This is a genomic window from Stenotrophomonas sp. Steno-Z1 (assembly GCF_056393175.1).
Map to the genome: position 1 here is coordinate 56791 of NZ_JBWJPB010000011.1, position 26248 is coordinate 83038.

At 70.6% G+C, this 26248-nt stretch carries 26 protein-coding genes; 10 read left to right on the plus strand and 16 right to left on the minus strand.

From position 1 onward, the window contains the following. Window position 1: 1 nt before the first annotated feature. The 5 genes from AC06FD_RS19135 to AC06FD_RS19155 all read right to left on the minus strand — a co-directional run bounded on the left by AC06FD_RS19135 (window position 2) and on the right by AC06FD_RS19155 (window position 3116). Window positions 2–313, minus strand: a complete 312-nt coding sequence (locus tag AC06FD_RS19135; protein ID WP_478078654.1) for an STAS domain-containing protein — start codon at window positions 311–313, stop codon at window positions 2–4. Further along, entirely contained in the window at window positions 303–959 is a 657-nt protein-coding gene (locus AC06FD_RS19140; protein ID WP_478048627.1) for an MlaC/ttg2D family ABC transporter substrate-binding protein, read from the minus strand. Before AC06FD_RS19140 ends, AC06FD_RS19135 begins: the two co-directional genes overlap by 11 nt. Beyond that, entirely contained in the window at window positions 959–1483 is a 525-nt protein-coding gene (mlaD, locus tag AC06FD_RS19145) for an outer membrane lipid asymmetry maintenance protein MlaD (RefSeq protein ID WP_259208120.1), read from the minus strand. The genes AC06FD_RS19140 and mlaD overlap by 1 nt, the downstream gene beginning before the upstream one ends. A gap of 95 nt (window positions 1484–1578) precedes the next feature. After that, window positions 1579–2328, minus strand: coding sequence for an MlaE family lipid ABC transporter permease subunit (locus AC06FD_RS19150; protein ID WP_259208123.1), 750 nt, complete (start codon window positions 2326–2328; stop codon window positions 1579–1581). Continuing rightward, window positions 2328–3116 (minus strand): ABC transporter ATP-binding protein, encoded by a 789-nt coding sequence (locus AC06FD_RS19155; protein ID WP_259208125.1) that lies wholly within the window; start codon window positions 3114–3116, stop codon window positions 2328–2330. The genes AC06FD_RS19150 and AC06FD_RS19155 overlap by 1 nt, the downstream gene beginning before the upstream one ends. A 215-nt stretch (window positions 3117–3331) precedes the next feature. Between AC06FD_RS19155 and recC the strand changes: the two genes are divergently transcribed. The 3 genes from recC to recD are packed head-to-tail and all read left to right on the plus strand — an operon-like array spanning window position 3332 to window position 12236. Then, on the plus strand, window positions 3332–6679 hold the full coding sequence (gene recC / locus AC06FD_RS19160) for an exodeoxyribonuclease V subunit gamma (protein ID WP_478078675.1): 3348 nt from the start codon (window positions 3332–3334) through the stop codon (window positions 6677–6679). Further along, a complete protein-coding gene (gene recB / locus AC06FD_RS19165) occupies window positions 6676–10329 on the plus strand; it encodes an exodeoxyribonuclease V subunit beta (RefSeq protein ID WP_478078655.1) in 3654 nt (1217 codons plus the stop codon). The genes recC and recB overlap by 4 nt, the downstream gene beginning before the upstream one ends. Beyond that, complete coding sequence (recD, locus tag AC06FD_RS19170; protein ID WP_478048630.1) at window positions 10326–12236, plus strand: exodeoxyribonuclease V subunit alpha; 1911 nt, start codon at window positions 10326–10328, stop codon at window positions 12234–12236. The genes recB and recD overlap by 4 nt, the downstream gene beginning before the upstream one ends. Window positions 12237–12249: 13 nt before the next feature. Here recD and AC06FD_RS19175 read toward each other — a convergent pair whose 3' ends face one another. Beyond that, window positions 12250–12645, minus strand: a complete 396-nt coding sequence (locus AC06FD_RS19175) for a hypothetical protein (RefSeq protein ID WP_259208133.1) — start codon at window positions 12643–12645, stop codon at window positions 12250–12252. 473 nt (window positions 12646–13118) lie between these two features. Between AC06FD_RS19175 and AC06FD_RS19180 the strand changes: the two genes are divergently transcribed. From AC06FD_RS19180 to AC06FD_RS19210, 7 genes are all read left to right on the plus strand, one after another. Beyond that, window positions 13119–13676 carry a helix-turn-helix domain-containing protein gene (locus AC06FD_RS19180; RefSeq protein ID WP_394164725.1) on the plus strand — a complete coding sequence of 186 codons (558 nt, stop codon included), beginning with the start codon at window positions 13119–13121 and terminating at the stop codon, window positions 13674–13676. A gap of 135 nt (window positions 13677–13811) precedes the next feature. After that, entirely contained in the window at window positions 13812–14306 is a 495-nt protein-coding gene (locus tag AC06FD_RS19185; protein WP_259208135.1) for a DUF2589 domain-containing protein, read from the plus strand. A gap of 68 nt (window positions 14307–14374) precedes the next feature. Continuing rightward, complete coding sequence (locus AC06FD_RS19190) at window positions 14375–15013, plus strand: DUF2589 domain-containing protein (RefSeq protein WP_259208137.1); 639 nt, start codon at window positions 14375–14377, stop codon at window positions 15011–15013. A gap of 100 nt (window positions 15014–15113) precedes the next feature. After that, on the plus strand, window positions 15114–15371 hold the full coding sequence (locus AC06FD_RS19195) for a hypothetical protein (protein ID WP_259208138.1): 258 nt from the start codon (window positions 15114–15116) through the stop codon (window positions 15369–15371). A 19-nt stretch (window positions 15372–15390) separates the two neighbouring features. Then, the gene (locus AC06FD_RS19200; protein ID WP_259208141.1) at window positions 15391–15816 is read left to right on the plus strand and encodes a hypothetical protein; all 426 of its coding nucleotides are present in this window, start codon (window positions 15391–15393) and stop codon (window positions 15814–15816) included. 1 nt (window position 15817) lies between these two features. After that, entirely contained in the window at window positions 15818–16009 is a 192-nt protein-coding gene (locus AC06FD_RS19205) for a hypothetical protein (RefSeq protein WP_259208143.1), read from the plus strand. Between the two features lie 54 nt (window positions 16010–16063). After that, the gene (locus AC06FD_RS19210) at window positions 16064–16822 is read left to right on the plus strand and encodes a hypothetical protein (RefSeq protein WP_478078656.1); all 759 of its coding nucleotides are present in this window, start codon (window positions 16064–16066) and stop codon (window positions 16820–16822) included. A 63-nt stretch (window positions 16823–16885) separates the two neighbouring features. On the opposite strand, the gene AC06FD_RS19215 is transcribed toward AC06FD_RS19210, so the two are convergent. From AC06FD_RS19215 to AC06FD_RS19260, 10 genes are all read right to left on the minus strand, one after another. Continuing rightward, window positions 16886–17386, minus strand: a complete 501-nt coding sequence (locus tag AC06FD_RS19215) for a lysozyme (protein WP_259208146.1) — start codon at window positions 17384–17386, stop codon at window positions 16886–16888. Window positions 17387–17449: 63 nt separating this feature from the next. Continuing rightward, entirely contained in the window at window positions 17450–18658 is a 1209-nt protein-coding gene (locus AC06FD_RS19220) for a hypothetical protein (protein WP_478078657.1), read from the minus strand. A 91-nt stretch (window positions 18659–18749) separates the two neighbouring features. Next, window positions 18750–19556 (minus strand): hypothetical protein, encoded by an 807-nt coding sequence (locus AC06FD_RS19225; RefSeq protein WP_478078658.1) that lies wholly within the window; start codon window positions 19554–19556, stop codon window positions 18750–18752. Beyond that, a complete protein-coding gene (locus AC06FD_RS19230; protein WP_478078659.1) occupies window positions 19553–20485 on the minus strand; it encodes a 2OG-Fe dioxygenase family protein in 933 nt (310 codons plus the stop codon). The genes AC06FD_RS19225 and AC06FD_RS19230 overlap by 4 nt, the downstream gene beginning before the upstream one ends. Before the next feature lie 232 nt (window positions 20486–20717). Then, window positions 20718–20912, minus strand: coding sequence for a hypothetical protein (locus AC06FD_RS19235; RefSeq protein ID WP_259208160.1), 195 nt, complete (start codon window positions 20910–20912; stop codon window positions 20718–20720). A 37-nt stretch (window positions 20913–20949) separates the two neighbouring features. Then, window positions 20950–21384, minus strand: a complete 435-nt coding sequence (locus AC06FD_RS19240; RefSeq protein ID WP_478078660.1) for a hypothetical protein — start codon at window positions 21382–21384, stop codon at window positions 20950–20952. A 187-nt stretch (window positions 21385–21571) separates the two neighbouring features. After that, window positions 21572–23614 carry an FUSC family protein gene (locus tag AC06FD_RS19245; protein WP_259208164.1) on the minus strand — a complete coding sequence of 681 codons (2043 nt, stop codon included), beginning with the start codon at window positions 23612–23614 and terminating at the stop codon, window positions 21572–21574. A 3-nt stretch (window positions 23615–23617) separates the two neighbouring features. Beyond that, complete coding sequence (locus tag AC06FD_RS19250; RefSeq protein WP_449335597.1) at window positions 23618–25075, minus strand: efflux transporter outer membrane subunit; 1458 nt, start codon at window positions 25073–25075, stop codon at window positions 23618–23620. Next, window positions 25072–25986, minus strand: a complete 915-nt coding sequence (locus AC06FD_RS19255) for an efflux RND transporter periplasmic adaptor subunit (protein ID WP_394164719.1) — start codon at window positions 25984–25986, stop codon at window positions 25072–25074. Before AC06FD_RS19255 ends, AC06FD_RS19250 begins: the two co-directional genes overlap by 4 nt. Continuing rightward, complete coding sequence (locus tag AC06FD_RS19260) at window positions 25983–26192, minus strand: DUF1656 domain-containing protein (RefSeq protein WP_259208170.1); 210 nt, start codon at window positions 26190–26192, stop codon at window positions 25983–25985. Before AC06FD_RS19260 ends, AC06FD_RS19255 begins: the two co-directional genes overlap by 4 nt. Between the last annotated feature and the right edge of the window lie 56 nt (window positions 26193–26248).

The following is a 26248-nucleotide window of genomic DNA, read 5'->3' on the forward strand; positions in this document are numbered from 1 at the left end:
GTCAGCTCGCCGCAGTAGAGGCATTGAAATCCAGGGAGGGCGCCAACCGGTAGGCCGCGCCGAGTTCGTTGAAGCCGGCGGGGGCGCCGTTGAAACGGGGGTCGCTGCCCTGCGCACGCAGCCGCGCGGCCAGCTCGGCGAGCAGCGCCAGGCCGGCACTGTCCACCCGCGGTACCGCGGTCAGGTCCAGCACCTGCACGCCGCTGCTGGCCTGCAGCGCCGGCCACAGCGCGGTCACCGCCGCGCGGTCGAGCACCCCGCTGAAGACCAGCGCGGTGTCCTGCCGGCGGACGCTGGCCGGGTTACTTGCCACTCGGGGCGGCCTGCATGCTGCCGTTGCGCAGCTCGGCGGCCACCTGCTGGATCGACTTCTGGCGCAGCGGGGCGTCGAACTGGGTCTTGAAGGTCTGCACGTAGGAGATGCCTTCGATGGCGACATCGAAGATCTTCCACTGGCCGTTGACGTTGCGCATCAGGTAATCGACCGGGGTTGCTTCGCTGCCGGCGCGCACCAGTTCGGTGGACACCTTGACGCCGCGGTTGCCCGGCAGCGGGGCTTCGGACTTCAGGCGGAAGCTGGGCTTGCCCTGGATGTCCAGCAGCGCCGAACCGTAGCGCTGCATCAGGTTGTCGGCCATGGCGTCGGCGAACAGCTTCACATCGGCGTCGGAGGCCCCGCGGCCGTGCACGCCCAGCACCAGGCGGGCGGCGTAGTCGCGGTCGAAGGTCTTGGTCAGCTCACCGTTGATGAAGCTGCGCAGCGCGGCCGGATTGCTGCGGAACTCGCCGCGACGCTGCTGCAGCGTGGACAGGATGCGGGTGCTGGCATCCAGCACGACCGTGCCGGCCTGGCCCTGCGAGGCGCTGGCGGCGGCCGGTGCGGCCTGGGCGAAGCTGAGCGAAGGGACGCTGGCGAGCAGGGCCGAGGCCAGCAGGACCGGGATCAGTTTGGTTTTCATTAGTGGGCTTCCGTAGCCGGTGCTTCCGCACCGGGAGCATCCTGGGGAGCGGCGCCGCCGGCATTGGCCGGGCCACTGAACATGTACTTGCCGACCAGCTGCAGCAGATCCACCGCCGGCTGGGTGAACACGATCTCGTCGCCGGACTTGAGCACGTCCGGATCACCGCCGGGCTGTAGTCCGATATAGCTCTCGCCGAGCAAACCGCTGGTGAATATGCCCGCGGAGGTGTCGGCCGGCAGGTCCTTGAACTTGCCGTCCAGCGTCAGGGTGACGATGGAGTCGAACTTGGTCGGGTCCAGCTCGATGCTGGAGACCTGGCCGACCACCACGCCGCCGATCTTGACCGGGGCCTGCTTGCGCAGCTGCCCGATCTGGGTGAAGCGCGCCTTCAGCTCATAGCCGTCGCCGCCCAGGCCCCACCGTTGGTTGGTGGAAGCCATGGCGAGCACCAGCAGCGAGGCCAGCGCCAGCAGCAGGAAGGCGCCGACGGAAAATTCGAGTCTGGGACCGCGGATGGCCATGGGGTTATCTCACTGTTCTTTGTCAGGTGCCCGGACAGGTGCCCGGGCGGGGAGTCGTTGCGAACCGATGGCGTGCACCGGCCTGCGCCAGGCGGTTACCGGAACATCATGGCCGACAGCACGAAGTTGAACATCAGCACCAGCAGCGAGGCGTTGACCACCGCGCGGGTGGTTGCCACCGAGGTGCCCTCGATGGTGGGTTCGGCGTGGAAACCCACGTACGAGGCCACCAGTGCCGCGGTACCACCGAAAATGGCCGACTTCAGCATCGCCACGCCGAAATCGTCCCAGAAATCCACGCTGTTGCTCAGCGCCGACCAGAACACGCCGTTGTCCAGCCCCAGCACGTGCACGGCTTCGAAGTAACTGGCGCTGATCGCCAGCGAGCAGAAGATGCCGGTCAGCAGTGGCACGGTCAGCACCGCCGCCCAGAAGCGCGGCGCGACGACCTTGGCGACCGGGTCGATGGCCATCAGCTCCAGTGCCTTGATCTGGTCGGTGGCGCGCATCAGGCCCAGTTCGGCGGCGATCGAGCTGCCGGCCCGGCCGATGAACAGCAGCGCGGTCAGCACCGGGGCCAGTTCGCGGTACAGCGACAGGCCGAGCAGGGTGGACAGCGCGTCGGCCGCACCGAAGGTGGTCAGCGTGCGGTAGCCCTGCAGGGTCAGCACCAGGCCGACGAACGCGCCGCCGACGGCGATGATCGGCAGCGAGCGCGCGCCCACCTTGTAGATCTCGCGGGTGAGCTCGGCCAGGAAGTCGGCGGTGGGCAGCGAGCCGCGCAGCACCGTCAACGAGAACAGGCCGGCGCGGCCCAGCGAGCGGGTGGCGTCAACGAACGGCATCAGGCAACCCTCGCGCGCGGCGCGGCATCGAACGGAATCGGACCATCCGGCTGGCCATGCAGGAACTGACGCAGCAGCGGGTCCTGGCTGGATTCCAGCGCGGCCGGGCTGCCCTGGAAGACCACCCCGCCATTGGCGATCGCAATCACCTGGTCGCAGATCGGCAGGGTCTCGTGCACGTGGTGGCTGACGATGATGCTGGTCAGGCCCAGGCTGTGGTTGAGACGCTGGATGAGGCTCATGATCACCCCCGAGGCGATCGGGTCCAGCCCGGTCAGCGGCTCGTCGTAGATCATCAGCGGCGGGTCCAGGGCCAGCGCGCGGGCCAGCGCCACGCGCCGCGCCATGCCGCCGGACAGCTCGCGCGGCCAGGCATCGGCGGCGGCCAGCAGGCCCACCGCGTGCAGCTTCATCTGTACCAGCCGGCGCAGCACCGGCGCCGGCAGGCGGGTATGGGTGCGCAGCGGCAGCGCGACATTCTCGGCCACGGTCAGGTCGGTGAGCAGGCCATTGCCCTGCAGCAGCACGCCCACGCTCTTGCGCATCTCCAGCAGCGCGCTGCTGCCGGTGGGGATCGGCTTGCCGAACAGGGTGACCTGGCCGGCGACCGGGCGCAGTTCGCCGGTGAGCGCGGCCAGCAGCGTGGACTTGCCGCTGCCCGACGGGCCCAGCACGGCGGTGATGCTGCCGCGCGGCACCTGCAGCGAAACGTCGCGCAGGATGCTGCGACCGCCGCGATCGATGCGCACGTTGGTCAACTGCACCAGAGGTTCTTCGGAAGCCGTCATGGACGCCATTAACAAAATTCCAACGTTGTAAGATCGTGGTGAACGGCTGAACATAACCGAACTGGACCGTGCAGTATTGTCGCACGTCGCCAACCGCCGGCCTGCGACGCCGCTCGCAACACACCGTGTCGAGCGCCGACATGCCTGCCCTGCGCAGCCACCCCCGGTGCCTGGCCGCCCTCGTGATCGACCGCCCGCTGCGGCACACTGGCGCGATGACCGATGCTGCATCCGACTTCCGCCTGTACCACTCCAACTCCCTCGACGTGCTGGCCGCCCTGCTCGCCAGCGCCGTGCGCACGCCCGTGCCGGGCCAGTCGATCCTGGTCCCGGAGGTGGTGCTGATCCCGCAGGTGGCGATGCGGCGCTGGCTGCAGTCCAGCCTGGCGGTCGAGTATGGCATTGCGGCCAACCTGGACTTCCTCACCCCCGGCGAGTTCGTCGCGCGGGCGCTCAATGCCAACGTGCCTGGCGAGCATGACGACCTCACCGCCGCCGCGCTGCGCTGGAAGCTGTATGCGGCACTGACCGACCCGGACCTGCTGGCGCAGGCGCCGATGCGCGCGCTGCAGGCCTACCTGTCCGTGGCCGATCCGCTCAAGCCGTGGGCGTTGGCGGGCGAGCTGGCCGCGGTCTTCGAGAAGTACCAGGCCTGGCGTCGCGACTGGCTGCTGCGCTGGGAGGCCGGCGCCGACGCGCACGACCCACAGGCGATCCTGTGGCGGCACATCGCCAGCGGCCACCAGTACCGGGCACGCCGCATCGATGCCTACCTGTCGCGTTTCGAAGGTGCCGGCCAGCCGCTGCCACAGGGCCTGCCGGCGCGGGTATTCGCCTTCGCCACGCTCAACATCTCCCCGGACGTGCTGCGGGTGATGGCCACCCAGGCGCGGGTGGGCACGCTGCACTTCTACCTGCCCACGCCCACCCAGGCCTACTGGGGCGACCTGCAGACCCTGGGCGAAAAGCTGCGCAGCGGTGCGCCGGACCCGTTCGGCGAGGCGGCGGGCGAGAACCGCCTGCTGCAGGCCTGGGGCGCGGCCGGCCGCGACTTCATGGCGGTGCTGGGCAGCTACGAAGTGGTGCACCCCTCCGGCGAGATCGCCGCCTACGACGATCCCGAAGACGATGTGCGCCCGGACATGGCCCACGGCGGGCTCGCCGACAGCCTGTTGCACCGCCTGCAGCGCGATCTGTTCCACCGCCGCGGGCAACCCGCCGGCGCGCGCCGCGACAGCCTGCGGCGCGACGATCCCAGCCTGCAGGTGCATGCCTGCCACACCCGCCTGCGCGAACTGCAGGTGCTGCACGACCAGCTGCGCGGCCTGCTCCAGGACCCGCGCTTCGATCCACCGCTGCAGGCGCGCGAGATCGCGGTGCTGGCCCCGGACATCGACCCGTACGTGCCGTACCTGGAAGCGGTGTTCGGCGGCCGCAGCGGTGGCGATGAACACATTCCCTATGCGCTGGCCGACACCAGCCCGCTGGCCGGCGAGCCGCTGGCCGACGTGTTCGTGCACCTGCTCGGCCTGCCGGTGTCGCGCTTCGGCTTGAACGAAGTGCTCGACCTGCTGGCCAGCGCGCCACTGGCCGATGCGGCCGGGCTGGACGCAGCGGCCTTCGACCGCCTGCACGACTGGCTGCAGGCCGCCGGCGCGCGCTGGGGGCTGGATGCCCAGCATCGCCAGCAGCACCAGGCGCCGCGCGATGACGCGTTCACCTGGCAGTTCGCGCTGGACCGCCTGCTGCTCGGCCATGCCAGCGGCGGCGAGGGTGACATCGCCGGGGTGGCGCCGTGGCCGGAACTGGAGGGCAGCGCGCTGGATGCGCTGGACCGCCTGCTCGCGCTGCTGCGGGTGCTGGCCCGCTACCAGCAGGCGCTGGGCAAGGCATTGCCGCCGGCGCAGTGGCGCACCCGCCTGCTGGGCATGCTGGATGCGCTGTTGCCCGAACCGCCGCAGGCGGCCAACAGCCAGCGCGCGCTGGAGCGCCTGCGCAAGTTGATCAACGAATTCGCGCGCGACGCGGCGCAGGCCGGTTTCGCCGGCGACGTGGCGCCGGAGGTGGTGCGCGCGCATTTCGCCGGGGTGCTGGCCGAAGCCGACACCCGCGCGCCGCTGCTCACCGGCGGCATCAGCTTCGGGCGCATGGTGCCGATGCGACTGCTGCCGTTCCGGGTGATCTGCGTGCTGGGCCTGAACGATGGCGACTTCCCGCGCCGCGATCCGGCCGCCGGGCTCAACCAGCTCACCGCCGAACTGGGCACCGACAAGCGCCGGCATGGCGACCGTTCGCTGCGCGAGGATGATCGTTTCCTGTTCCTGCAGCTGTTCGCATCGGCGCAGGACGTGTTCTACCTGAGCTATCTCGGCGCCGATCCACGCGACGGCAGCGTGCGTGAGCCGTCGGTGCTGGTCAGCGAATTGATCGACGCGGCGGCGGCCTATCACCAGGTGCCGGCCGATGCGGCCCGGCAACTGACCGTGCGGCATTCGCTGCAGCCGTTCGCCCCGGCGGCCTTTGGCGGCGGCGACGAACCACGGCGCTTCAGCTACCGCCAGCAATGGCACCCGGCCGCCGGCTCGCTGGGCGGGCAACGACGCGCGCTGGCGGCGTGGTTCGATGCGCCGCTGCCGGTCCCGGAGACGCTGCTGGACGAGGCCGAACTGAGCCTGGATGCGCTGCGCCGCTTCCTCACCGACCCGGCCAGCCAGTTTCTTTCGCAGCGTCTCGGCCTGCGCCTGCCCGAGGATCTTGGCGATGCCGATGACGTGGAGCCGTTGGTGATGGCCACGCGCGGCAGCGACACCCTGTTGCTGCAGCAGGCGGTGATCCAGGCCACCCTCGAGGACGACGCCACGCCGCTGTATCCGCGCCTGCGCGCCCGCGCCCTGCTGCCGTCCGGTGCCCTGGGCGAGCGCCAGTTCGAGGTACTGCAGGCACAGACCCGCCCGTATGCGCAGGCGCTGGCGCAGTGGCAGGCCGGCACCCGCGCCGACAGCCGCCGCTACGAGGTGGAGATCGACGGGGTGCGCCTGCATGGCCGGGTCGAGGGCGTGCATCCACAGGGGCTGGTGCGGTTGCGCCCCGGCCCGCTCAATGCCCGCGCGGCGATCCGCCACGGGCTGGACTGGCTGCTGGCCAACGCGGCCGGGGATGCGCTGCCGCTGGTGCAGTTCCACGATGCCGGCGACAACGGCCTGGGCCCACACGAACGCGCGCCGCTGGGCAGTGCGCAGGCCCAGCAGGTACTGCGCCGGCTGCTGCAGCTGCGCCACGAAGGGCTGCGTGCCCCGTTGCTGTATGCGCCGTCCACCGGCTGGGCGCTGTATACCGCCGTGGAGGCCAAGCGCGACGCGGAGGGGCGCGCGAAGTGGTACGGCAGCGACCGCAGCTGGGGCGAATCCAGCGGCGCTGCCTACCAGTTGGCGCTGCGCGGGCGCGATCCGTTCGCCACCTCGGACACCTATCAACAGCTCCTGCACAACAGCCTGGTGGTGTTCACCGCGGTGTGCGAAGGCCGCGTCTTCGCCGGCCTGGAACCACAAGGCCTCGCACGATGAACACACCCGACCTGCTGGATGACCCCTACCTGGCGCTGCCGCTGGAGGGCGTGCGCCTGATCGAGGCCAGCGCCGGCACCGGCAAGACCTTCACCTTGGCCACGCTGTTCACCCGCCTGGTGGTGGAAAAGGGGATGCGCATCGGCCAGATCCTGGCGGTGACCTTCACCGACGCGGCCACCCAGGAACTGCGCAAGCGCATCCGCGAGCGGTTGGCGCTGGCCGCGCAGCTGGTTGAACGCGCACCCGGCGAGGACGACAGCCCGGAGGTGGCGCTGACCCGGTTGATCCTGCAACGGCAGCTCGGGTTGGGCGAGGAACGCCCGGCCGCGCTGGCACGCCGCCTGCAGACCGCCGCCGATGAAATCGACCTGGCCTCGATCTTCACCATCCACGGCTTCTGCACCCGCGTGCTGCGCGAGCACGCGCTGGAGAGCGGGCATACGTTCGATCCGCCGACCCTGCTGCCCAGCGAACGCGCGCTGCACGATGAACTGGCCGCCGACCTGTGGCGCGTGCATGCCAACGATGCGGCCACCGTGGATGCGCTGACCCGGTTGTGGTCCTCGCCGGAGGCGCTGGCCGCCGATATGGGCACGCTCATCAAGCCACTGCCGCTGTTGCCGGCGATCCCCGCCGGGCTCGACCACGACCCGCGCCCGGCACACGCCCAGGCCGCGCACCAGCTCGCCGCGGCCTACCGCGACCATGGCGAGGCCTTCATGGGCGAGCTCTGCGCGGCGGTGGAGAACAAGGTGCTCAACGGCAACAGCTACAAGCTGGCCTGGCTGGAGCCGTTGGCGGTGCAGCTGCATCGCTGGGCCGGGGCGGCCGACCCGGGCACGCCGCTGGAGGCCGACGTGGAGCGGCTGCGCCGGCTGGGCGTGGAGGAACTGGCCGCGCGCACCAACAAGGCGCACGCCGGCAAGGCGCCGCAGTCGCCGCTGCAGCACGCGCTGGCGGTGTACGTGGCGACCGCCGATACGCTGGCGCAATGGCAACGTGGGCAGGCCATCGCGTTCCTGCACGCGTTGCGCGACGAGGCCCGGACGCGGCTGGACGAACTGAAGCGGATCGGCCGCGTGCAGACCTATGACGACCTGATCGATGGCGTTGCCGATGCGCTGGAAGGGCCGCACCGCGCGGTGCTGGTGCAGCAGCTGCGCGCGCAGTACGCGATCGCGCTGGTGGATGAGTTCCAGGACACCGACGATCGCCAGTGGGGCATCTTCCAGCGCGTGTTCGGCGATTCGCCGGAAACCCGCGCGGCCGGCCTGGCCCCGGCGCTGTTCCTGATCGGCGACCCGAAGCAGGCCATCTACGGTTTCCGCGGTGGCGACATCCACACCTATCTCAAGGCCAAGCACCAGGCCGATGCGGCGCCCCCGCTGGACCGCAACTTCCGCTCGCGCCCGGCGGTGCTGCAGGCCATCCAGGCGCTGTACGCCAACGCCGGCGCCGACGCCTTCCTCGAGGCGGACATCGGTTTCGAGCCGGTGCAGCCGGGCAGCACGCGCATGGACGCCGATTTCCTGCGCGATGGGGTGCCCGCGCCCGGCTTGACCGTGCGCGTGCTGCACAACCCCGACGGCGGCGCACTCAAGGCCGATCCGTCCCGCGCCCAGGCCGGCGATGCCTGCGTGGCCGCCATCCACCAGCTGCTCAGCGAAGCCCGCCAGGGCCGTGCGCTGTTGCGCGGGCAACCGGTGCAGCCGGGCGACATCGCCGTGCTGGTGCGCTCGCACCGCGAGGCCACGCGTATCCAGCAGGCGCTCAGCGCGGTGGGTATCCCGGCTGTGGCCGCCGGCAAGCAGAGCCTGTATGCCACCGCCGAGGCGCACGACCTGCGCCTGCTGCTGCTGGCCCTGCTGCAGCCGGCCGACGAAGGCCGCCTGCGCGCAGCGCTGTCCACGGTGCTGCTGGGCGAGGATGCGGCGGCCATCGATGCGATGGAGCGCGAAGGCGATGCGCAGCGCAGTTTCCAGATCCGCCTGCTGCTGTGGCGCGAGCGCTGGCAGCGCGGCGGCCCGTTCGCGGTGATCGCCGACCTGTGTGCCGAGCATGCCGAGCGCCTGCTGGGCCTGCTCGATGGCGAGCGCCGGCTGACCAACTACCTGCAGCTGGGGGAACTGCTGCAACAGGCCGCCGCGCAGACGCTGGGCATGCACGGCCTGCTGGACTGGCTGCAGGTGCAGATGGCGCACGCCGACCAGGACGACGAGCAGCAGCTGCTGCGGCTGGAGTCGGATGCACGCCGCGTGCAGATCATCACCCTGCACAAGAGCAAGGGCCTGGAGTATCCGCTGGTGTTCCTGCCGTTCGTGGGCATCGGCGGCCAGGGCCCCAACACCGACGCCCATTGCACGGTGTATGCCCACGGCCGCCGCGAGCTGCACTGGAAGCTGGACAAGGACCCCGCCTGGGAGGAGGCCAGCACGCGCAACACGCAGGAGCAGCAGGCCGAAGACGCGCGCCTGCTCTACGTGGGCCTGACCCGCGCCGAGCACGCGCTGTGGATCGCCGCGGGCGACCTGGCCGGGCTGGCGAAGACCCGTTTGGCGCCCATGCTGGCCGACCTGGAGGCGCTGCGTGCGCACCCGGCAGTCGCCGTGGTCGAGACGCCGCTGGAGCCGCGCCCGCCGCAACTGGCGGTCGAGCGCGACGGCGAACTGCCGCCGGTCCGCGCGCTCACCCGGCGCATCCCGCACGACTGGTGGGTGTACAGCTTCACCCAGCTGGCGCATGCCGACGCCGGCCACGATACCGACGCGGCGGCCACCGAAGTCCCCGCGCCGGCGGCCGACGAACCGGCCGGGGTGGACCTCAGCCTGGAGGCGGATCCGGCGGTGCCGGTGAGCGAAGAAGAGATCGACCCGCGCTTCATGGGCAGCCGCTTCGGCAACGTGCTGCACGATGCGCTGGAGAACACCGACTTCGCGTGCTGGGCAGGCTGGCAGCCGGGACAACCGGCGCCGGAGGAGCAGGCGCAGGTGCTGCGCACCTCGCTGGCCGAGGAGGGCTACCCGGATGAGGACCTGGAGGATGGCGTGGCCGTGCTCACCGCGCTGGTCGGGCAGACCCTGACCGTGCCATTGCCCGAAGGCGGCGCACTGCATGCGCTGCCGCCGACCGCGCGCCGGGCCGAGATCGAATTCCACTTTGCGATGCAGCCCACCGCGGTGCCGCAGCTGCTGGAGCTGCTGCACGCCTACGGCCTGGTCGGCGACCGCCGCGGCTTTGGTACGCGGCGCAGGCTGGAAGGCCTGATGACCGGCAAGATCGACCTCACCTACTGCAGCGGCGAGCGCTGGTACGTGCTCGACTACAAGTCCAACCGCCTGCCGGGCTACGACCCGGCGCGGCTGGAGAGCGCCATGCGGCACAGCGAGTACGACCTGCAGGCGCTCATCTATACCGTTGCGCTGCACCGCTGGCTGCGCTTCCGGCTGGGGGCCGGCTACGACTACGCGCGCGACATGGGCGGGATCCGCTACCTGTTCTGCCGTGGCCTGGATGCAACGCGGCAGGACAGCCCCGGGCTGTACAGCCAGCGCTTCGATCCCGCCCTGGTCGACGCCATGGATGCGCTGTTCGCCGGCGGCGAACACGCCCAGGCCCGCATGGCTGCACGCGCACGGGGGGAGGCATGAGCCTGCTTGCCGCGCTGAAACAGCGCAACGCCCTGCGTACCCTCGACCACGCGCTGGCGCTGAGCCTGCGCCGGCTGCGGCCGGACACGCCCGATGCGGTGCTGGCCGCCGCCGCACTGGCCTCGCTGGCGGTGTCCCAGGGCCATGCCGGGCTGGACCCGTGCCAGCCGCAACGCCTGGTCGAAGGCGACGCCGACTGGCCCGCACCGGCGGACTGGCTGGCGCAGCTGCGTGCGTCACCGTGGGTGGACGTGCCCGACAGCCGCACCGCGCCGGCTGCCGATGCACCGCTGGTGCTGGAGAACGGCCTGCTCTACCTGCGCCGTTACCGCGAATACGAGCGCCGCCTGGCCGAAGGCCTGCAGCGCATCGCCAGCCAGCCACTGCCCGCGGCCGACCCGGATGCATTGGCGGCATTGTTCGCGCAGCTGTTCCCGCAAGCCCGCGAAGGCATCGACCACCAGGCCCGTGCCGCTGCCGTGGCGCTGCGTCACCCACTGGTGCTGGTCACCGGCGGCCCCGGCACCGGCAAGACCACCACCATCGCGCGGCTGCTGGTGCTGCTGGCCGCGCAGGCGGCACAGGCCGATACGCCGTTGCCCCGGGTGGCGCTGGCCGCGCCCACCGGCCGCGCCGCCGAACGCATGGCCGAAAGCCTGCGCCTGGCCGTGCAACGGCTGCGCCTGCTCGGCATTGCGCCGGCCCTGTGCGACGCCATGCCCACCACCGGAACCACCCTGCACCGGCTGCTGGGGGTGATTCCCGATGCGCCGCGCTTCCGCCATCACGGCGACAACCCGCTGCCGTTCGAGGTGGTGGTGGTGGACGAAGCGTCGATGATCGACCTGCCGCTGATGACCAAACTGGTCGAGGCGATCGCCTCGGGCACCCGGCTGGTGTTGCTGGGCGACCCGGACCAGCTGCCGTCGGTGGAGGCTGGCGACGTGCTCAGCGCGGTCCTGCGCGCCAGCGGCGACGGCCTGGGCACCCGCGCCGATGATGCGCAGGCACTGCGCACGCTGTTGGCCCCCGCCAGCCTGCAGCCCGTGGCCGCGGCGACCCGGTTCGACGGCCGGCGCGTGCAGTTGCAGCGCGGCTACCGGCAGACCGATGCGCTGGACCTGGCACCGCTGGCGCATGCGGTGCGCCACGGCGACGCCGATACCGCGCTGGCGTTGCTGCGGGGTGGCACGCTGGCAGGCGTGCACTTCCACGAGGACCAGAGCGACCCGCTGCAGCAGCACCGCGCGCCGCTGCTCGCGCACTGGCGCGGGTTGGGCGAGGCCGCCGACCCGGGCCAGGCCCTGGCCAACGCAGGGCGCATCCGCCTGCTCACCGCCGTGCGCGAAGGGCCGCAGGGCGCACGCGGACTCAACGCGCGCATCGAAGCATTGCTGGCCGGCGTGCCGCGCCCGGGCATGGCGCCGGGCTATTTCCACGGCCGGCTGTTGCTGGTCACCGAAAACAGCTACCGCCACCGCCTGTTCAACGGGGATATCGGCATCTGCCTGGCCGACCGCCACGGCGCGGTGACGGCCTGGTTCCCCGGCGATACGCCGGACCAGCCGCGGGGCTTCCATCCCGGTGCGCTGCCCGCGCATGAAAGCGCGTTCGCGATGACCGTGCACAAGGCCCAGGGCTCGGAATTCGACACGGTCTGGTTGCAGTTGCCGCGCCGCGACAACCGGGTGCTGTCGCGCGAGCTGGTGTACACCGGCATGACCCGGGCCCGCCAGTCGCTGCATGTACTGGGCAGCGCCGAGGTGATCGGCGCGGCCCTGAAGCGGCACGCCAGCCGGTTGTCCGGGCTGGCGGCGCGATTGGGCGAGGACACCGGCGAGGCCGGCGAGGCCGCGCCTGACGCTGCCCCGGCGGCGCCGACGCCGGCCCAGGGCCAGCTGTTCTAGCCCCGCATCCGGTTTACTCCGGGATCACCACGGTGCCATCGGGGAACACGATGGCGCCGTCACCGCTGACATCGAAGAAGCCCAACTGGTGGGTATGGGCCAGCACCTGCACCAGGCCATGCGCGTTCTCGGCCACTTCATCGGCGAAGGAGGCGTAGATCACGTGCTGGCCGACGCTGTAGTCGGTCACTTCCGGGCGGTCGTCCTCGTCATCGGCCAGCGGCCCGTCCATCGGCGGGAAGTGCTCGACGAGCGCGGCGAAGAACGCCTGCAACGCCGGCACCGACACCGCCGGATCGTCGTACTCGTGGGTTTCGTTCCATTCGGTCTGCGCGTCGTACCACTGCAGGAACGCCTCCGCATCGCGCGGGGCCACGGCGGGGTCGAACACCATCAGGTCATAGCTCATAGGGATCTGGTCGAACATCACGCAGGAAAGAGGGCATCAGCATAGCCCCGATCCGGTGGCGATGAGCGCAGGCAGCGCGCCGTGGCCCAGTCAGCCATGTGATCGACAGCAAATCCGTACTGAGTAGCGCGCCTCACATTGTGAGTGCGGGCGGTCACACATCATCGCCGGTCGCTGCAGTTTCACACGCATGCGTCGATCCAGTATCGCCACTTGCACGCCGGTGCGAAAGCGCCCTGCAACGCTGTGACAAGCATCTGCAACGCAGCGCCAAGTCCACCGGCAACGCTCCGGTTACACCGGTAGTGGAGGAACTGCGGTGTCGTACTCGACGCGCTTTGCAGGGGAAATCCAGTGCGATCACGCCTGACCGGTTCGTGCCTGGGGACGCCTGCGGCTGGCTTCGTCGATGCACCGACTCGGCTTATCAGCAGAAGGAAGGGGGCAGGGCTATGGACGTTTTCGAGCGAGGTTTGGAGGTTTTCGTCAGTCCGCCTGGCGCGGGCAGTGGCGATGTCGACGATGGTGATGGACAGAGCCTGGCGTGGAGCCTGGCATTGCTGTCGCACATGTGCCAGTGCACGTGCCAGCCCGGTGCCACGGTGGCCGACGGCGACCTGGCCTGGGAGGCGCTGCTGGCACGCACGCGGATCCGCCCGCACGGTACCGCCGCCACGCGGCTGGTGGAGCGGGCGCGGGAGTGGATAGAACAGCATGCCGATGACGAGGAGGTTTCCGTCGATCGGCTGGCCGCAGCGTTGAACATGTCGCGCACCAGCCTGCATCGCAAGCTGGTGGCAAGCATCGGCCACCCGCCCGGCGAGTTGATCCGGCTGGTGCGCCTGCGCCTGGCGCGGCGCCTGCTGCGCGAGGGCGAGGGCAATGTGTCGGACGTGGCCTACGCCGTGGGCTTCGTCAGCCTGTCCGGCTTCAGCCGCGCGTATCGGCACCACTACGGCGAGCCGCCGTCGAGCATGCGCGGTGCGTGCTGCGCACCGCCGCCGCGGCGCTCGCCTGCAACGCGCGGCTAAGCGGTCGCAACGCATCGCCGCACGCGCGCACGGCGCGGCGGGTATCACTAACCCCGTGGAAGCAACACCAACCGACATCGACCCGTATCGATGGCAGGTCCCACGACCAGGAGCGAAGGTGAGATGAGCGGAACCATGTCATTCCACACGTTGATCGAAGCATTGGCCGGGGCGGTCATCGAAGCCCAGGACAGCATCGAGATGCACCAGATTTCCCACCTGCGCGATTTCTTCGACGAAGACAACCGGCCCAGGAGCGTCACCATCCGCATGCCCTCCCTGCACCCGCAGGCCGAGGAAGGCGATGAGGACCTCTACCGCGCGCCGCTGTTGCCGCTGGTGTCCACCAACAACCTGCGCATCCGGGAGGTGGAGATCAGCTTCAACGCGGACCTGGCGGAACTGGGCCCCGAGGATCTGGATGTGCCTGCGCCGGGCGCTCCGGATGCCTGGGAGACGCCGCGGCCGGCGGCGCGACACGTAGGACTGGATACCGGCCGCGGCAAGGGCGTGGGCAACGTACACGTGCAGTTGCGCGTGGAGGGAACCGAGCCGACCGATGGCGCGGCGCGGTTGATGAACCACCTGGCGCAGAGCCAGGGGGTGTTCAAGACCATCAAAGCCACCTGATCCACCACCACGGCGGCGTCCACGCGCTACGGCCGTCGCTGCCTGCCAACCACTAGGAGTGCATCACCATGCCTGACGAACTCGTCAATATCTCCAGCCAGTTCAAGGGTCTGCCCATGGCCGACCTGATCGGCGGCCCGCTCACCGCAGCGTGCGATTCGCAGATCAAACTGGCCCAGGCCACCGCCAGCTTCATCCGCTCGGTCGGCTTCCTGCCGCCGGACCCGGCCAACACCGATCCCAACGCGGTCGGCGGCACCCGCACCGCGCTGTTCCGCTTCAAGCGCCCGGTCGACAACCTCGACCCGGCCACCAAGGAGGCCCAGCCGTTCTCCGAGGAAGAAGTGGAGCTGGAAGTGCCGCTGCTGGCCATCGTCAAGGTGCCCAACCTGAGCATCTACAGCGTGGACATCAACTTCGAGATGGAAGTGAAGTCGTCGTTCTCGGCCAAGGACAGCCAGGACTACTCGGCGGCGATGCAGGCGGAAATGAAGGTGGGCTGGGGCGTGTTCTCGGCCAAGGTGAACATCCAGGGCTCGGTGGCCTCGCACAAGGAGAACACCCGCACGTCGGACAATTCGGCCAAGTACACCGTGGCCGTGCACGCCGAGGACAAGGGCATGCCCGAAGGCCTGGCCCGGGTGATGGACATCCTGCAGACCGCCTCGGCCCCGCGCAAGATCGGCGCCCCGGTACCGGTGGCCTGACATGGGCGTTGCGCCCATCGCGGTGAACGCAATCGTGGAATGACCCGTCGCGTCGCCAAGACGCGGCGGGTCCGGCATGTCCAACGCAGGGAAGACCGCCATGTTCGATCTGAATGATGTCAAGTTCGTCAAACGCATCGTGGTAGGCAGCAACAACCCCACCCAGATGCTCACCGATGCCGACCTGGGCCAGGCCCAGGACCTGCTCAACCGCTGCCTCAGCGATACGCCGAAGGGCGCGATCCTGGGGATCGAACGCAGCTTCACCATCCTGCAGATCGGCGAGCACCAGGTCGTGCTGCAGTGGCTGGCCTACCACGTCGGCTTTCCGCGCCGTCCGGTGTGGTTGGCCGAATGAGCGGCACGGGAGCCTGTCGATGGCCGACCATCCGCTCGATGACCTGATCCATACCCTCGCCCGGGCATTGGCGGACAGCCGCCACCGCTGCGCGCATGCGCACCTGCAGCGCCTGCAGGCCCGCCTCGGCGCGGGCCAGACGCTGGTGGTGCGCAGCCTCGTCGATGGGCAATGGCTGCAGCACGACGTACCGCTGGCCGAGTTGATCGTGCCGCGCGGCATCCTGGCCACCACGCTGGAAGTGCAGCTGGATTGCGAGGTCGAAGAAGTGGCCGGCGCCGATGGCCTGCCGGCGAGGATCGCGCTGCACCCGTGCACCGGAGAGGCCGAACACCGCTTGACCATCTGCCTGCATGGCGGCACCCCGCTGCACGGCGAACTGCTGCTGGACGGCCAGAGCCTGCGCCGTTTCAGCCTCGATCCCCCCTCGACCGCGGAGGCATGACATGGCCCGACCCGACCGCCTGCGCCTGTTGCTGTCCGACGACGACGCCCACCAGGTACGCCAATGGCTGGGCCCGCTGCTGGCCCGCAAGCGCGCCGCGGCCGCCGCGCGTGCCCGTCGTCGCCGCCAGCGGCTGCTGGCCACGCTGTGGCTGATCGCGCTCGGCGTGGCGTTGATGACGCGTTATTTCTGAGCCGGGTGCGGGCAGCTGCCCGCGCCTGGCGTTTCAACCACCAAGGAGTACACGATGAGGACATACGATTGCCGCCGGGCGTTGGGGTGGCTGGTTCTGCTGGCCCCGCTGTTCGCCCATGCACAGGCCCATCCCGACGCCGCAACGGCGGCCACGTGGGTGGGGGTGGATACCGCCGATGGGCGGCCGTCATCGGTGCGCCTGGCCTTGCAGCCGGCCAGCGACACGGCCCAGATCGTGTTCGGCGAGCCGCGCAACTGCCGTCTCGACGCACGCCTGTCCCACCAGGGCGACGGCCAGTTGCAGTACGACCTGGTCGGCGCCAACGGCGGGCGCTGGTGCAACCGGCTGTATCCGGGCCGCGTGCAGCTGCAGGTGGGCGAAGGCCAGGCCACGCTGCAGGTGCGCAGCGACGCGGCAGCCTCGGAGGTGTCGCTGTGGGCCGGTGGCCAGGTCCCCGCCGCGGCCCGCCTGCCGGCAGCGCTGGCAGGGCGCTGGGCCACCCAGGTGCAGGGCGCGGCGAACCTGCCGGTGAGCCTGCAACTGACGCTGGCGGGCAGCGAGCCGGGCGACCTGGGCAGCAGCCTGGCCTACGCCAGTCCGCGCAACTGCCGGGTGCCGCTGCGCCTGGAAGGGCGCACCGCGGAGGGCGCGTGGTACTCGGTGCGGCCCGGCAACGGCGGTGCCGCCTGCGATCGCCTGGTGGGGCGCTGGATCGTGGTGCAGACCCTCGATGACACCCCCCGCCTGCGCATCGAGCCGGCGATCGGCGAATGCGCGCCAGGCTGCGTCCTGCAGCGCGTGACGCCCTGAGCCCACCTGCAGGCGCACCCGATACGCCGCGGCACCCCATCGGGTGCCGCGGCGTTCTGCCGTTTACCAGTGTGCGTAGGTGCCGCTGCTGTACATGCGCCACTCGGCGCCGCGGCGGTTGACCAGGCCCTTCATCACCTTGCCCTGCGACCGCGTCCACGCCATCCAGGCCGCCTCCAGCGTGGCAAAGGTGGTGCTGGCCTGGGGGTTGTTGACCAGCTTGAGCACCGAGGAGCGGGCGAAGTTGCCCACCCCGATGTTGAAGCTGAGGATCACCAGTGCATCGAACTGGCACTGCGACACCGTCGCGGTCACGCCACGGTTCACGGCCTGCTCGAACGGCGCCAGGTCCTTGCGCAGCAGCGCCTCGGCCTGTTCCAGGGTGATCCCGCGGGCAAGCCCGTCCCACTCGGCGCGGGCGATCAGGTGCCCGTAGCCGACGGTGGCGCCGGCCACCCAGTGGTCGACCGGCTTGCCGGTCTGGTCGTCGTAGGGTTGCAGGCGCTGGCCTTCCACCTGCTTGAGCCATTCGATCCCTTGCGGGCTCAACGTCATGCTGTTCATTGCGGATCCTCGTTGGTCTGGGCGCATCCAGGAGAGGGCGCCACGCCGTGGGCCGGCGTGGGGTCAGCTGCGGTTGGGCAGCTTGAAACCGATATAGGTGCCCGAGCTGAGGCCCATCAGCCCCAGCAGGGTGGGACTGAGCTCGGGCATGCTCAGGTTGTTGTAGACATCGGACAGGAAGATCACGCCCAGGATCAGCGTGAAGGCGAAGATCTGGAAACGATCGAAACGGTAGCCCTGCGCATCCGAGAGCAGGTCATGCAGCAGTCCGCGCGACGCCATCTCCGGCGCAGGGGCCTGCAGCGCGCGCAGCTCGCGGTCGATCTGCATCACCCGTTGCCGCGCGGCCTGCTGGCGCTCGCGCGGGTCGCCGCCCGCGCCCTCGTTGCCGTCCTGCCACATGCCGCGCGTGCCGATCTCGCGCACCCGCTGCTGGCGTTCGTCCAGCAACGCGTGCTGGCGTGGCTCCGGCGCGGGCGCGCCGCCGGCATCGATCACCGCCTCGCTCAGTGCGGTGCCGGCACTGATGCCCAGCAGCGCCAGCAGCGATGGGTGGATCGTGTCGGTGGCATCGGTGATCAGCCAGATGGCGGTGTAGGACAGGTAGATCAGGAAGAACCACACCGCCATCTGGAAGCGGCCCAGGTCATACGGCCCCAGACCGCCTTCGGCCGGCTTGCGGATGATGCTGGTGGTGCGTGCCAGTTGCACGAACACGGCCAGCGTCACCACCACCAGCAGCAGCGCGATGCCGCCGTACACCGGCGAAATCACCGTGAGCATCACCCGCCGTCCGTCGCCGTACACGGTGTCGAACGGCGCGCCATCGACCGGGCCCACGCTGAAGGTGACCGGCCGGCGCAATCCCTCGGGCGCGCCGAGCAGGTCGGTCCACACCGCGCGGCTGTCCTCGTTGACGCGCAGGTGGAACAACAGCCGGCCGCGGGTCACGTCGATCGCTTCGGGTGGATTGCCCGGCAGCGCGCGCCCATCGATGAACGGCACCAGCCGGCGCGGATCGTTGTCGGCGGCCCAGTCGGCCAGCCCCTCCACGCGCACTTCCACGCTGTAGTCCAGCTCCAGGTGACCCTGCAGCTGGGTCACCTGCGGGCCGTTGGCGGCGTGGGCCGGCGCATGCGGCGCACACAGGCCCAGCAGCACCGCACCGAGCATCGCCAGGATGCGCAGCACCGCCAGGCGCAGGAAGCCGCGGTAGCGGCGTTGGTGGTGGTCCGCGACAGCCGCGGACGTTGGATCGACGGGCAAGGCCATGAGCGTGCTCCATGCGGAGGGGACGCACGCCGCGGCGCGCCGTGCAGCACAGGTATAGGGCCAGCCCGGGACGCCGGTTGGTTGGCGTGTTTCAGGGGTTTGCCGGCGCGTTCCAGCGACGCGGCGTCGGTCGGCGGGGCGACGCCGCGTGCCGGCTGCGTGGCGGCGTGGGCGCGGCCACGATCACCATGCTGGCCGCGCTGTACGGGAACACGCCCAGGTCGGAGACATCGTCCGGCCCCGACTCGGGAAACACATGGCGACGACGGCCGGCGATCACCCGTTCCACCGTGATCTGGTCTTCCAGCGCGCCCATGCGCAGCGGTTGGGTGAACACCTCCACGCTCACCCCCATCCGGCCATGGCCCTGCACCGGCTGCGCGAACACCAGGTCGACCGATCGCCCCGGGTCGATCACATGCCAGCCGGAGGCGTCCTGGGCGAACGCGAAGCGCGCGCTGCGGCCATCGCGGGCTGCCTCCAGGTGGAACGGCTGCAGCCCGATCGGGAGCGCCACCGGTCGCGCCTGCAGCAGCGTGTTCTGCAGCCATGGCGCCTGCAGCCCGTCGTCCAGCGCCAGGTCGACCTGCACGTCGAGTACCGCGAAGCTGAGTTCACCGACGTTGCTGATGGTGACGGTGTGGCGGCTGTCGATGCCGTCGGCCGTGGTGCCCTCCAGGTCGCTGGCGATGCTCAGCGAGGCCAGTGCGCGCTGGTGTTCCCACAGCACCGGGCGGGCCGACAGCCACGCGTCCAGGGCGATCACGAACGAGACCCCGGCGATGGTCAGTGGCAAGGCCTGCTCGGCGACCAGGTGCAACAACCGCAGCAGGCGCGTGCGCCATACCGAGGCTGGCCGCACCGGGCGCGCGCGGCTGCGCGGGGCGCGGGCGCTCATGCCGGTCGCTCGGACAGCACGTGCGCATCGATGCCCAGGATCATGCGCTGGCCTTCGCCATGCGGGTCCTCGGCATGCAGCGCCGACACCTCGTGCCACAGCGGCGAGCCGGCATCGGGCTGGAACAGCCCCTCGCCTTCGCCCAGCGTGTGCTCCAGCAGCAAGGGGCCGGCACTGCCGCGGTAGACGCGGGAGGCACCGCCATGCACGCCACGCCGACGGATCACCAATGCCGACAGGATGTAGTCCGCGCCATCCTGGTGCAGGCCATCGGGCGCCGGCTCGGCGGCGCCAGGCCCGCGCGCGATCGTCAGCATCTGGTGCAACACCAGCTGCAGGCGCGTGGCCGCGCAGCGCTGGTGGATGGTTTCGGCGATGCCGGCGACCAGCCGCAGCGTGTCCGGATGGTAGGTCAGCGCCGCTGCGATCGGCGCGAACACCCGGTGCGGTGCACGGGCCGCCGCAGTGGGCTGCGCGAAATGCGGGTCGTCCAGCGGCTGCAGCTGCCAGCAGGCGGTGGAGACCCGCCGTGCGTCGTACTTGCGCATCGCCCGCCGGCGGTGCGGCTGGATGCGCTCCAGCGCGGCGCGCAGCACCGAGGGCAGGTGGTCGCGCACGGCGTTCCATACCGCGTCGGGCGCGGCGTCGTCGTCCTCCAGCAGCGCGCGCTGCGCAGGCGCGAGGATGCTGGCGTGCCGCTGCAGCACCTGGCGGCGACGCCGGGCCACGTCGTAGGCATCCCACGGCAACTGCGCGGCGTAGGCGGCCACGCTGTCCAGGAACCCGCGCTGCAGGCCCAGCTGCTCCATGCGGAACAGCTGCGGCAGCATTGCGTGCCGGCGTGGACGCGCCAGCGTGCAGGCCAGGCAATGCACGGCGCGCAGCGCCGGTGCACGGGAGGAGGGAACAGCATCGGCGTCGGCGTGCATGCGCGGTCTCCGCAGGGGAAGGGCACCGCGGTCGCGGATCGGCCGGATGCACCTGCTGTATAGCGATCGCCCCGCGCCGGCAACGCGCGCGCCGTTGCAGCGTTTTGTCAGCCGCTGCCAATGCGCTGCGCGCACGCCGCACACGCAGACGCCACCGTGCACGCGCGCGGTGGCGAGGGGGTCTGCATCAGGGGGGGCCGGGCGACGCGCGCGTGCTCAGCACCGCCGGCGCTCAGGGCACCGTGCTGTCGCCACGGTGGGCCAGGTGCAGCCGCGCGTGCAGGGCCTGCACGCGGTCCTGGTCCAGGCCGGTCACGGTATGGCAGGTATCGGCATCGACGCCGAAGCCGAAATAGTTGAGCGCGTTGAGGACGCCGATCGCCTCGTCATGCTCCAGCAGCAGGGAAAAATGCCCGGTGTCTCGCATGATGGCTCCCATGGCCCCCGGCGACGGAGGCAGGCGGTCAGTTCTGGTTATTGTAGTAGGTGATCCCGCCCGTGGGCCGGAATGCCGTGCCGCAGTCGGCGACCGCGTTGTTGAAGATGACGATCGTGCCGCTGGCGGCATGCCAGTACTTGGTGCGAGCGCCACCGGCCAGCGCGACCCCGGCGGTGCCGGTCAGGATGGCCTGTACGAAGCCCTCCAGCGCGGCGGCATCGACCAGGGTCGGGCCGGGAAAGGCCAGTCCGGCCTTGATGTTGCCGGTGACGAACTCGGCCTGGTGCCCGGCGAAGGCATGCGCGGCGATCGCGGCGGACGCCTGCTGGGCATCGGCTGCCGTGGCGGTGGTTGCCACCACGCACTGTGCCTGCGCGGGCAGGATCGCTGCCAGGCACAGGATCAGGCCGAACCACAGGGACAGCGCGCGGCGTTGCAGGACGTGCAGTGGACGGTGCATGGGCGTACTCCTGGACAGGACAACCGGTGCGGCAACGACCATCGTGGGCGTTGCCGGCAGTGTCTGCCGGCGTGGTCCACGCGCGGCGATGCACTGCGTCTCCTGTATAGGCGCGCACCCGCAGGCGCCTTGCGCGGTGTGTTGCGCCGGCACCACCGCGCGTTGCGGATCGCGATGGCGCCTGGCGTCAGCCGGCGGCGATGGCGCCGTCGGGTGCGGCGCTGGCCACCACTGGCGCCTCGGGGAACAACGCAAAGCGCAACCCCATCACGCCCATCAACGCCTCGTCGCGGGCCTTGCCCGGCGCGACCGTCTGCACCCGCTTCAGCGAGGCCTCCAGCTTGGCCTGCAGAGCGGTCGGTGCCGGCAGCGGCCCCCGATGGGCCACCTGTGCACGGTAGTGCGTGGCCACATCGTCCAGGATCGATTCGATCGCCGCCATGCTGGTGGGTGGCAGGTCGTGCCGGGCGCGCCGCAGCTGCAGGATGTTCAAGCCGATGCGGGCTTCGGTGAGCATGTCCACCGAGGCGATGTCGCTGCCTTGCGGGGTGGCCGCCAGGCGCGGGGCAAGCAGGCCGAGCAGGTCCAGCATGCGCGCGGCGAACTGCTGCCGGTCCTGCTGGCCATGGCCTTCGGCGGCCTCGGCCAGCGTGGTCCAGCCCTGTCGCACCAGCCGGCGCGCGGTCCATTCGGCGCCCACCGAACGGAACAAGCGGGTCATCACCACGGCAAAACCGATGCCGATGAACATCGCCACCGAGGAGTTGATGAAGGTCTGGATGTTGGCGCTGTAGGTGTTCTGCACATTGAGCAGGGCCACCAGGTTGACCATCAGCGGCAGCCCGATCAGCGCGGTCTGCGGCTTGTGCAGCAGCAGGCCCACCGGCAGGAACACCACCGCCAGCACCAGCGCCAGGCTGCCGACATCATGCACCGCGGGGAACACGCCGAACAGGTACACAGCGGCCACCAGGCTGGCCACGATCGCCCACAGCAGGAAGGACAGCATGCTCGGCGCCGGGTCGTCCTGGGCGGCGAAGAATGCCGCGGCCACGGCGGCCATCATCGCGCCATTGCCGCCGCCTTCCCAACCGAGCGCGATCCACAGCGCGCAGTAGGTCATCAATGCGACGCCGGCGCTGGCGGCGGAGAACAGCGCCATGCCGTAGTCCACGTGGCGTGCGTCGCCCACGCGCTTGGCGCGGATGCGGTAATGGGCGATGTCGCGCGGGGCACTGCCGTGTTCGATCGCGTCCTGCAGGGTGGCGCAGTCCTGCCAGAGGTCCACCAGCTCCTCCAGGCGCAGCAGCAGGGTGACCAGCAACAGGTGGTCCAGTTCGCCATCCACCGCCGGCTTCAATGCCAGGATGCGCTCGCGCAGCGCCGCATACGCACTGGCGCTTGAGCGGCCCGGCGTGTCCAGCCAGTCGGCGATGTCGGCCACCAGCGCCTCGAGCCCTGGCGGCAGCGCACGGCCTCCGGCCCGCAACGCGCCCAGGCGGTCGGCGATCGAGGACAGCACCGGCAGCATCAGCAGCATCCGCTCGCGCAGTCGTTCCATCGAGATCGCCGCACCGGCATGGCGCGGGTCGTCGCGGCGCAGGAATTCGATCAAGGCCTCGAACTGCACCAGGTCGGCTGCCAGACGGTTGCGCGGGGCATGCGCCTGGCCGCGCAGCAGGATCTGCCGGCACCACTGCGCCGCATCGCCCATCCAGTTGCCGATCCGCGAGCGCAGCATCGGTCGCACCGAGGCAGGGAAGAACAGCGAGGCAAACAGCACCGCCACCACCGTGCCCAGGATGATCTCCTCGCTGCGCGCCACCACCGTGTCGAAGATGGTGTCCGGCGAGGTCACCGCCGGGAAGCCGATGAAGGCGGTGGTATAGCCGGCCAGCAGGAACGCGTAGCCGCGCGGGCCGCGGTTGAGCAGGGCGATGAACAGGCAGGCGGACAACCACAGCGACATCGCCGCGCTCAGCAGCAACGGCGTTTCCACCAGGTGCGGCAGCATCCACAGCGTGGCCGCGCCGGCGAGCAGCGTGCCCAGGATGCGGTAGACGCCCTTGGCGCGGGTGGGGCCGAGCATCGGCTGGGTGACGATGTAGACGGTGGCCATCGCCCAATACGGGCGTGACAGGTTGCCGGCCAGGCCGATGTACAGCGCAGCCAGCGCGGCCAGGAAGGTCTTGACCGAAAACAGCCATGCCTGGCGATCCAGCAGCAGCATGGCTTACCTCGCTGCCGCGCGCGGGGCCACGGCGTCGGCGTTCCAGCCGCCGCCAAGCGCCAGGAACAGCTGGATCTGGTCACGCGACACCTGCGCCTGCGCGGCGGCCAGCGTTGCATCGGCCGAGACCAGCGTGCGGTCGGCGTCCAGGCTGGCCAGGTACGGGGTACGCCCGCCCTGGTACAGGCGCCGGTTCTGGCTGGCGGCCAGTTCGGCCTGCTGCTGCGCGGTCTGCAGCGATTGCAGGCGCTGCAGGTCGTGCGCATAGCGGCTGAGCGCGGTCTGGGTTTCGCGCAGCGCCTGCAGCACGCTGTGGTCGAACTCGGCCAGGGCGGCATCGGCACCGGCTTCGGTGGCGTGGATGCGCGCGTGGGTGCCTGAGGACGGCAGCGTCCAGGAAATCAGCGGGCCGATCGACCACTGCTGGGTCAGCGGCTGGCCGAAATCCTCCAGCAGGCCGGCCGCGCCGAGCGAGGCGCCCAGGCGGATGTCCGGGTACAGCTCGGCGGTGGCCACGCCAATGCGGGCGGTGGCCGCGGCCAGGCGGCGCTCGGCCTGGCGCACGTCGGGGCGGCGTGCCAGCAGCGCACGGCCATCGCCCACCGGCAACGGCTGGGCCAGCGTGGGTGCCTGGCTGCAGTCGGCCACGCCATCGGGCAGCTGCCCCGGGGTGCGGCCGAGCAGGGCGGCCAACTGGTATTCGGACGCTTGGCGCTGCGCCCGCAGCGGCGGCAGCGCCGCCTCCAGCATCGCGACCTGGGCGTTGGCGCGGGCCAGCTCGGGCGGCGTGCCACGGCCGGCGTTGATCAGCCGCTGGGTGACCTCGCGGCTGCGCTGCTGCAGTTGCAGCGAGTGCTCGGCCACGTGCAGCTCATGGTTGGCATGGCAGATCTCCACGTAGCTGCCGGCGACCTGCGCCACCAGCGACACCCGGGCCAGGTCGAGCGCGGCGGCCACGCTCTGCTCGTCGGCGTGCGCGGCCTCGGAAGCGCGCTTGAGCTTGCCGAACAGGTCGAACTGGTAGGACACCGCGAACTTGCCGTCGGCCAGGTTGATCGGCGGCAGTTCGTGTTCCAGCAGGAAGGATTCGGCCGACAGCTGCGCGCGGCTCACCCCGGCCTCGGCCTCGTACTCGAAACCACCGGCATCCAGCGCCTGCTCGTAGACGGCGGCGGCGCGGCGCAGGTTGGCATCGGCCACCTTGAGTTCCACGTTGTCGCGCAGGGCCTGCTGCACCAGTGCGTTGAGGGTGTCGTCCTGGTACAGCTCCCACCAGCGCGCCGGCAGCGCGGCGCCGGCGGCCACCTGCGGGTTGCCGGTGTCGATGAAGGCCGCGTTGGCCTCGGGCCGCTGGAAGGCCGATCCTTCGGGCACGGCGTAATCCGGGCCCACGGTCTTGCACGCGGCCAGGGTGGTCAACGCCAGCCCCAGCGCGATGCGGTGCAGGGCAGGGCGGCTCACAACGCCGCCTGTGCCGGTCGCACCGGCGTGGGCGTGGGCCTGGCCGTATCCGGCTGGATGGTGACCGTGGCGGTGCGCCCGGCGATCAGGTTCACGCCCGCCGGCACCGTGTCGATGTGGATGCGCACCGGGATGCGCTGGGCCAACCGCACCCAGTCGAAGGCCGGGGTCACGTTCGGCAGCAGGCTGCTGCCTTCGCTGCGGTAACGGTCCTCGATGCCGGCGGCGATGCTCTGCACGTGGCCCTGCAGCGGCTGCGCCTCGCCCATCAGGCGGATGTCCACCTTCTGCCCGGGATGCACGCCGCGCAGCCGAGTCTCCTCGAAGTACCCGTCCACGCGGAACGAGCCGGTATCCAGCACGGCCATCACCGGGCGCCCGGCGGTCACGTAGTCACCGGCACGCACGGTGCGGTCATTGACGTGCCCGTCGCTCGGGCTGCGCACCTCGGTGCGGGCCAGGTTGAGCCTGGCCAGATCGACTGCGGCCTGCGCGGTGGCCATCGAGGCCTGCGCGGCGAGCAGCTTGGCGCGGCGCACTTCGGCGTCCTCCGCGGCGACCAGGTCCTGCAGGCTGCGGTCACGCGCGATCTCGCGGCGCAGCTGGTCCAGCGTGGCGCGGCGTTCGCCGAGGGCGGCCTGGGCCTGCTCCAGCGCGATCTGGTAGCGGGCCCGATCGACCACGAACAACACCTCGCCGCGCTTGACCGGCTGGTTGTCGGCCACCTTCACCGCTTCCACCAGCCCGGACACATCCGGCGCCACCTGCACCACGTCGGCGCTGACGTGCGCATCGCGCGTCCACGGTTCGTCCATGTAATACGCCCACAGGTGGCGCAGCACCAGCACGGCGGCAACCACCGCCACGACGGTCAGCACGACCGGGAAAGCACGCTTGAGGATCTTGTTCACGATTGCATCCAACGCATCAGGGAAAACAACCCGCCGAGCACGATCACGTACACGGCCAGGTTGAACAGGGCGGGGTGCCAGATGTGGCGGTAGGCGCCGGTGCGCTGCAGGACAAGGCGCAACCCGCTGATGAGCAGGTAGGCCAGCAGCATCAGCCCGAGCAGGGTCGGGACGAACACACCATAGAGACTGAATTCACCGTACATCGAGGCAAAGGGTTCACTGGGGGAGCGGAAAGGGGGACGCCCGGCGCCGCAGCACG

Bases quoted from the DNA above. Each gene is read 5' to 3' on its own strand.
- AC06FD_RS19140 (WP_478048627.1), bottom strand. From the start codon at position 959: ATGAAAACCAAACTGATCCCGGTCCTGCTGGCCTCGGCCCTGCTCGCC.
- mlaD (WP_259208120.1), bottom strand. From the start codon at position 1,483: ATGGCCATCCGCGGTCCCAGACTCGAATTTTCCGTCGGCGCCTTCCTG.
- AC06FD_RS19150 (WP_259208123.1), bottom strand. From the start codon at position 2,328: ATGCCGTTCGTTGACGCCACCCGCTCGCTGGGCCGCGCCGGCCTGTTC.
- AC06FD_RS19155 (WP_259208125.1), bottom strand. From the start codon at position 3,116: ATGACGGCTTCCGAAGAACCTCTGGTGCAGTTGACCAACGTGCGCATC.
- recC (WP_478078675.1), top strand. From the start codon at position 3,332: ATGACCGATGCTGCATCCGACTTCCGCCTGTACCACTCCAACTCCCTC.
- recB (WP_478078655.1), top strand. From the start codon at position 6,676: ATGAACACACCCGACCTGCTGGATGACCCCTACCTGGCGCTGCCGCTG.
- recD (WP_478048630.1), top strand. From the start codon at position 10,326: ATGAGCCTGCTTGCCGCGCTGAAACAGCGCAACGCCCTGCGTACCCTC.
- AC06FD_RS19175 (WP_259208133.1), bottom strand. From the start codon at position 12,645: ATGAGCTATGACCTGATGGTGTTCGACCCCGCCGTGGCCCCGCGCGAT.
- AC06FD_RS19185 (WP_259208135.1), top strand. From the start codon at position 13,812: ATGTCATTCCACACGTTGATCGAAGCATTGGCCGGGGCGGTCATCGAA.
- AC06FD_RS19190 (WP_259208137.1), top strand. From the start codon at position 14,375: ATGCCTGACGAACTCGTCAATATCTCCAGCCAGTTCAAGGGTCTGCCC.
- AC06FD_RS19195 (WP_259208138.1), top strand. From the start codon at position 15,114: ATGTTCGATCTGAATGATGTCAAGTTCGTCAAACGCATCGTGGTAGGC.
- AC06FD_RS19200 (WP_259208141.1), top strand. From the start codon at position 15,391: ATGGCCGACCATCCGCTCGATGACCTGATCCATACCCTCGCCCGGGCA.
- AC06FD_RS19205 (WP_259208143.1), top strand. From the start codon at position 15,818: ATGGCCCGACCCGACCGCCTGCGCCTGTTGCTGTCCGACGACGACGCC.
- AC06FD_RS19210 (WP_478078656.1), top strand. From the start codon at position 16,064: ATGAGGACATACGATTGCCGCCGGGCGTTGGGGTGGCTGGTTCTGCTG.
- AC06FD_RS19215 (WP_259208146.1), bottom strand. From the start codon at position 17,386: ATGAACAGCATGACGTTGAGCCCGCAAGGGATCGAATGGCTCAAGCAG.
- AC06FD_RS19220 (WP_478078657.1), bottom strand. From the start codon at position 18,658: ATGGCCTTGCCCGTCGATCCAACGTCCGCGGCTGTCGCGGACCACCAC.
- AC06FD_RS19225 (WP_478078658.1), bottom strand. From the start codon at position 19,556: ATGAGCGCCCGCGCCCCGCGCAGCCGCGCGCGCCCGGTGCGGCCAGCC.
- AC06FD_RS19230 (WP_478078659.1), bottom strand. From the start codon at position 20,485: ATGCACGCCGACGCCGATGCTGTTCCCTCCTCCCGTGCACCGGCGCTG.
- AC06FD_RS19235 (WP_259208160.1), bottom strand. From the start codon at position 20,912: ATGCGAGACACCGGGCATTTTTCCCTGCTGCTGGAGCATGACGAGGCG.
- AC06FD_RS19240 (WP_478078660.1), bottom strand. From the start codon at position 21,384: ATGCACCGTCCACTGCACGTCCTGCAACGCCGCGCGCTGTCCCTGTGG.
- AC06FD_RS19245 (WP_259208164.1), bottom strand. From the start codon at position 23,614: ATGCTGCTGCTGGATCGCCAGGCATGGCTGTTTTCGGTCAAGACCTTC.
- AC06FD_RS19260 (WP_259208170.1), bottom strand. From the start codon at position 26,192: ATGTACGGTGAATTCAGTCTCTATGGTGTGTTCGTCCCGACCCTGCTC.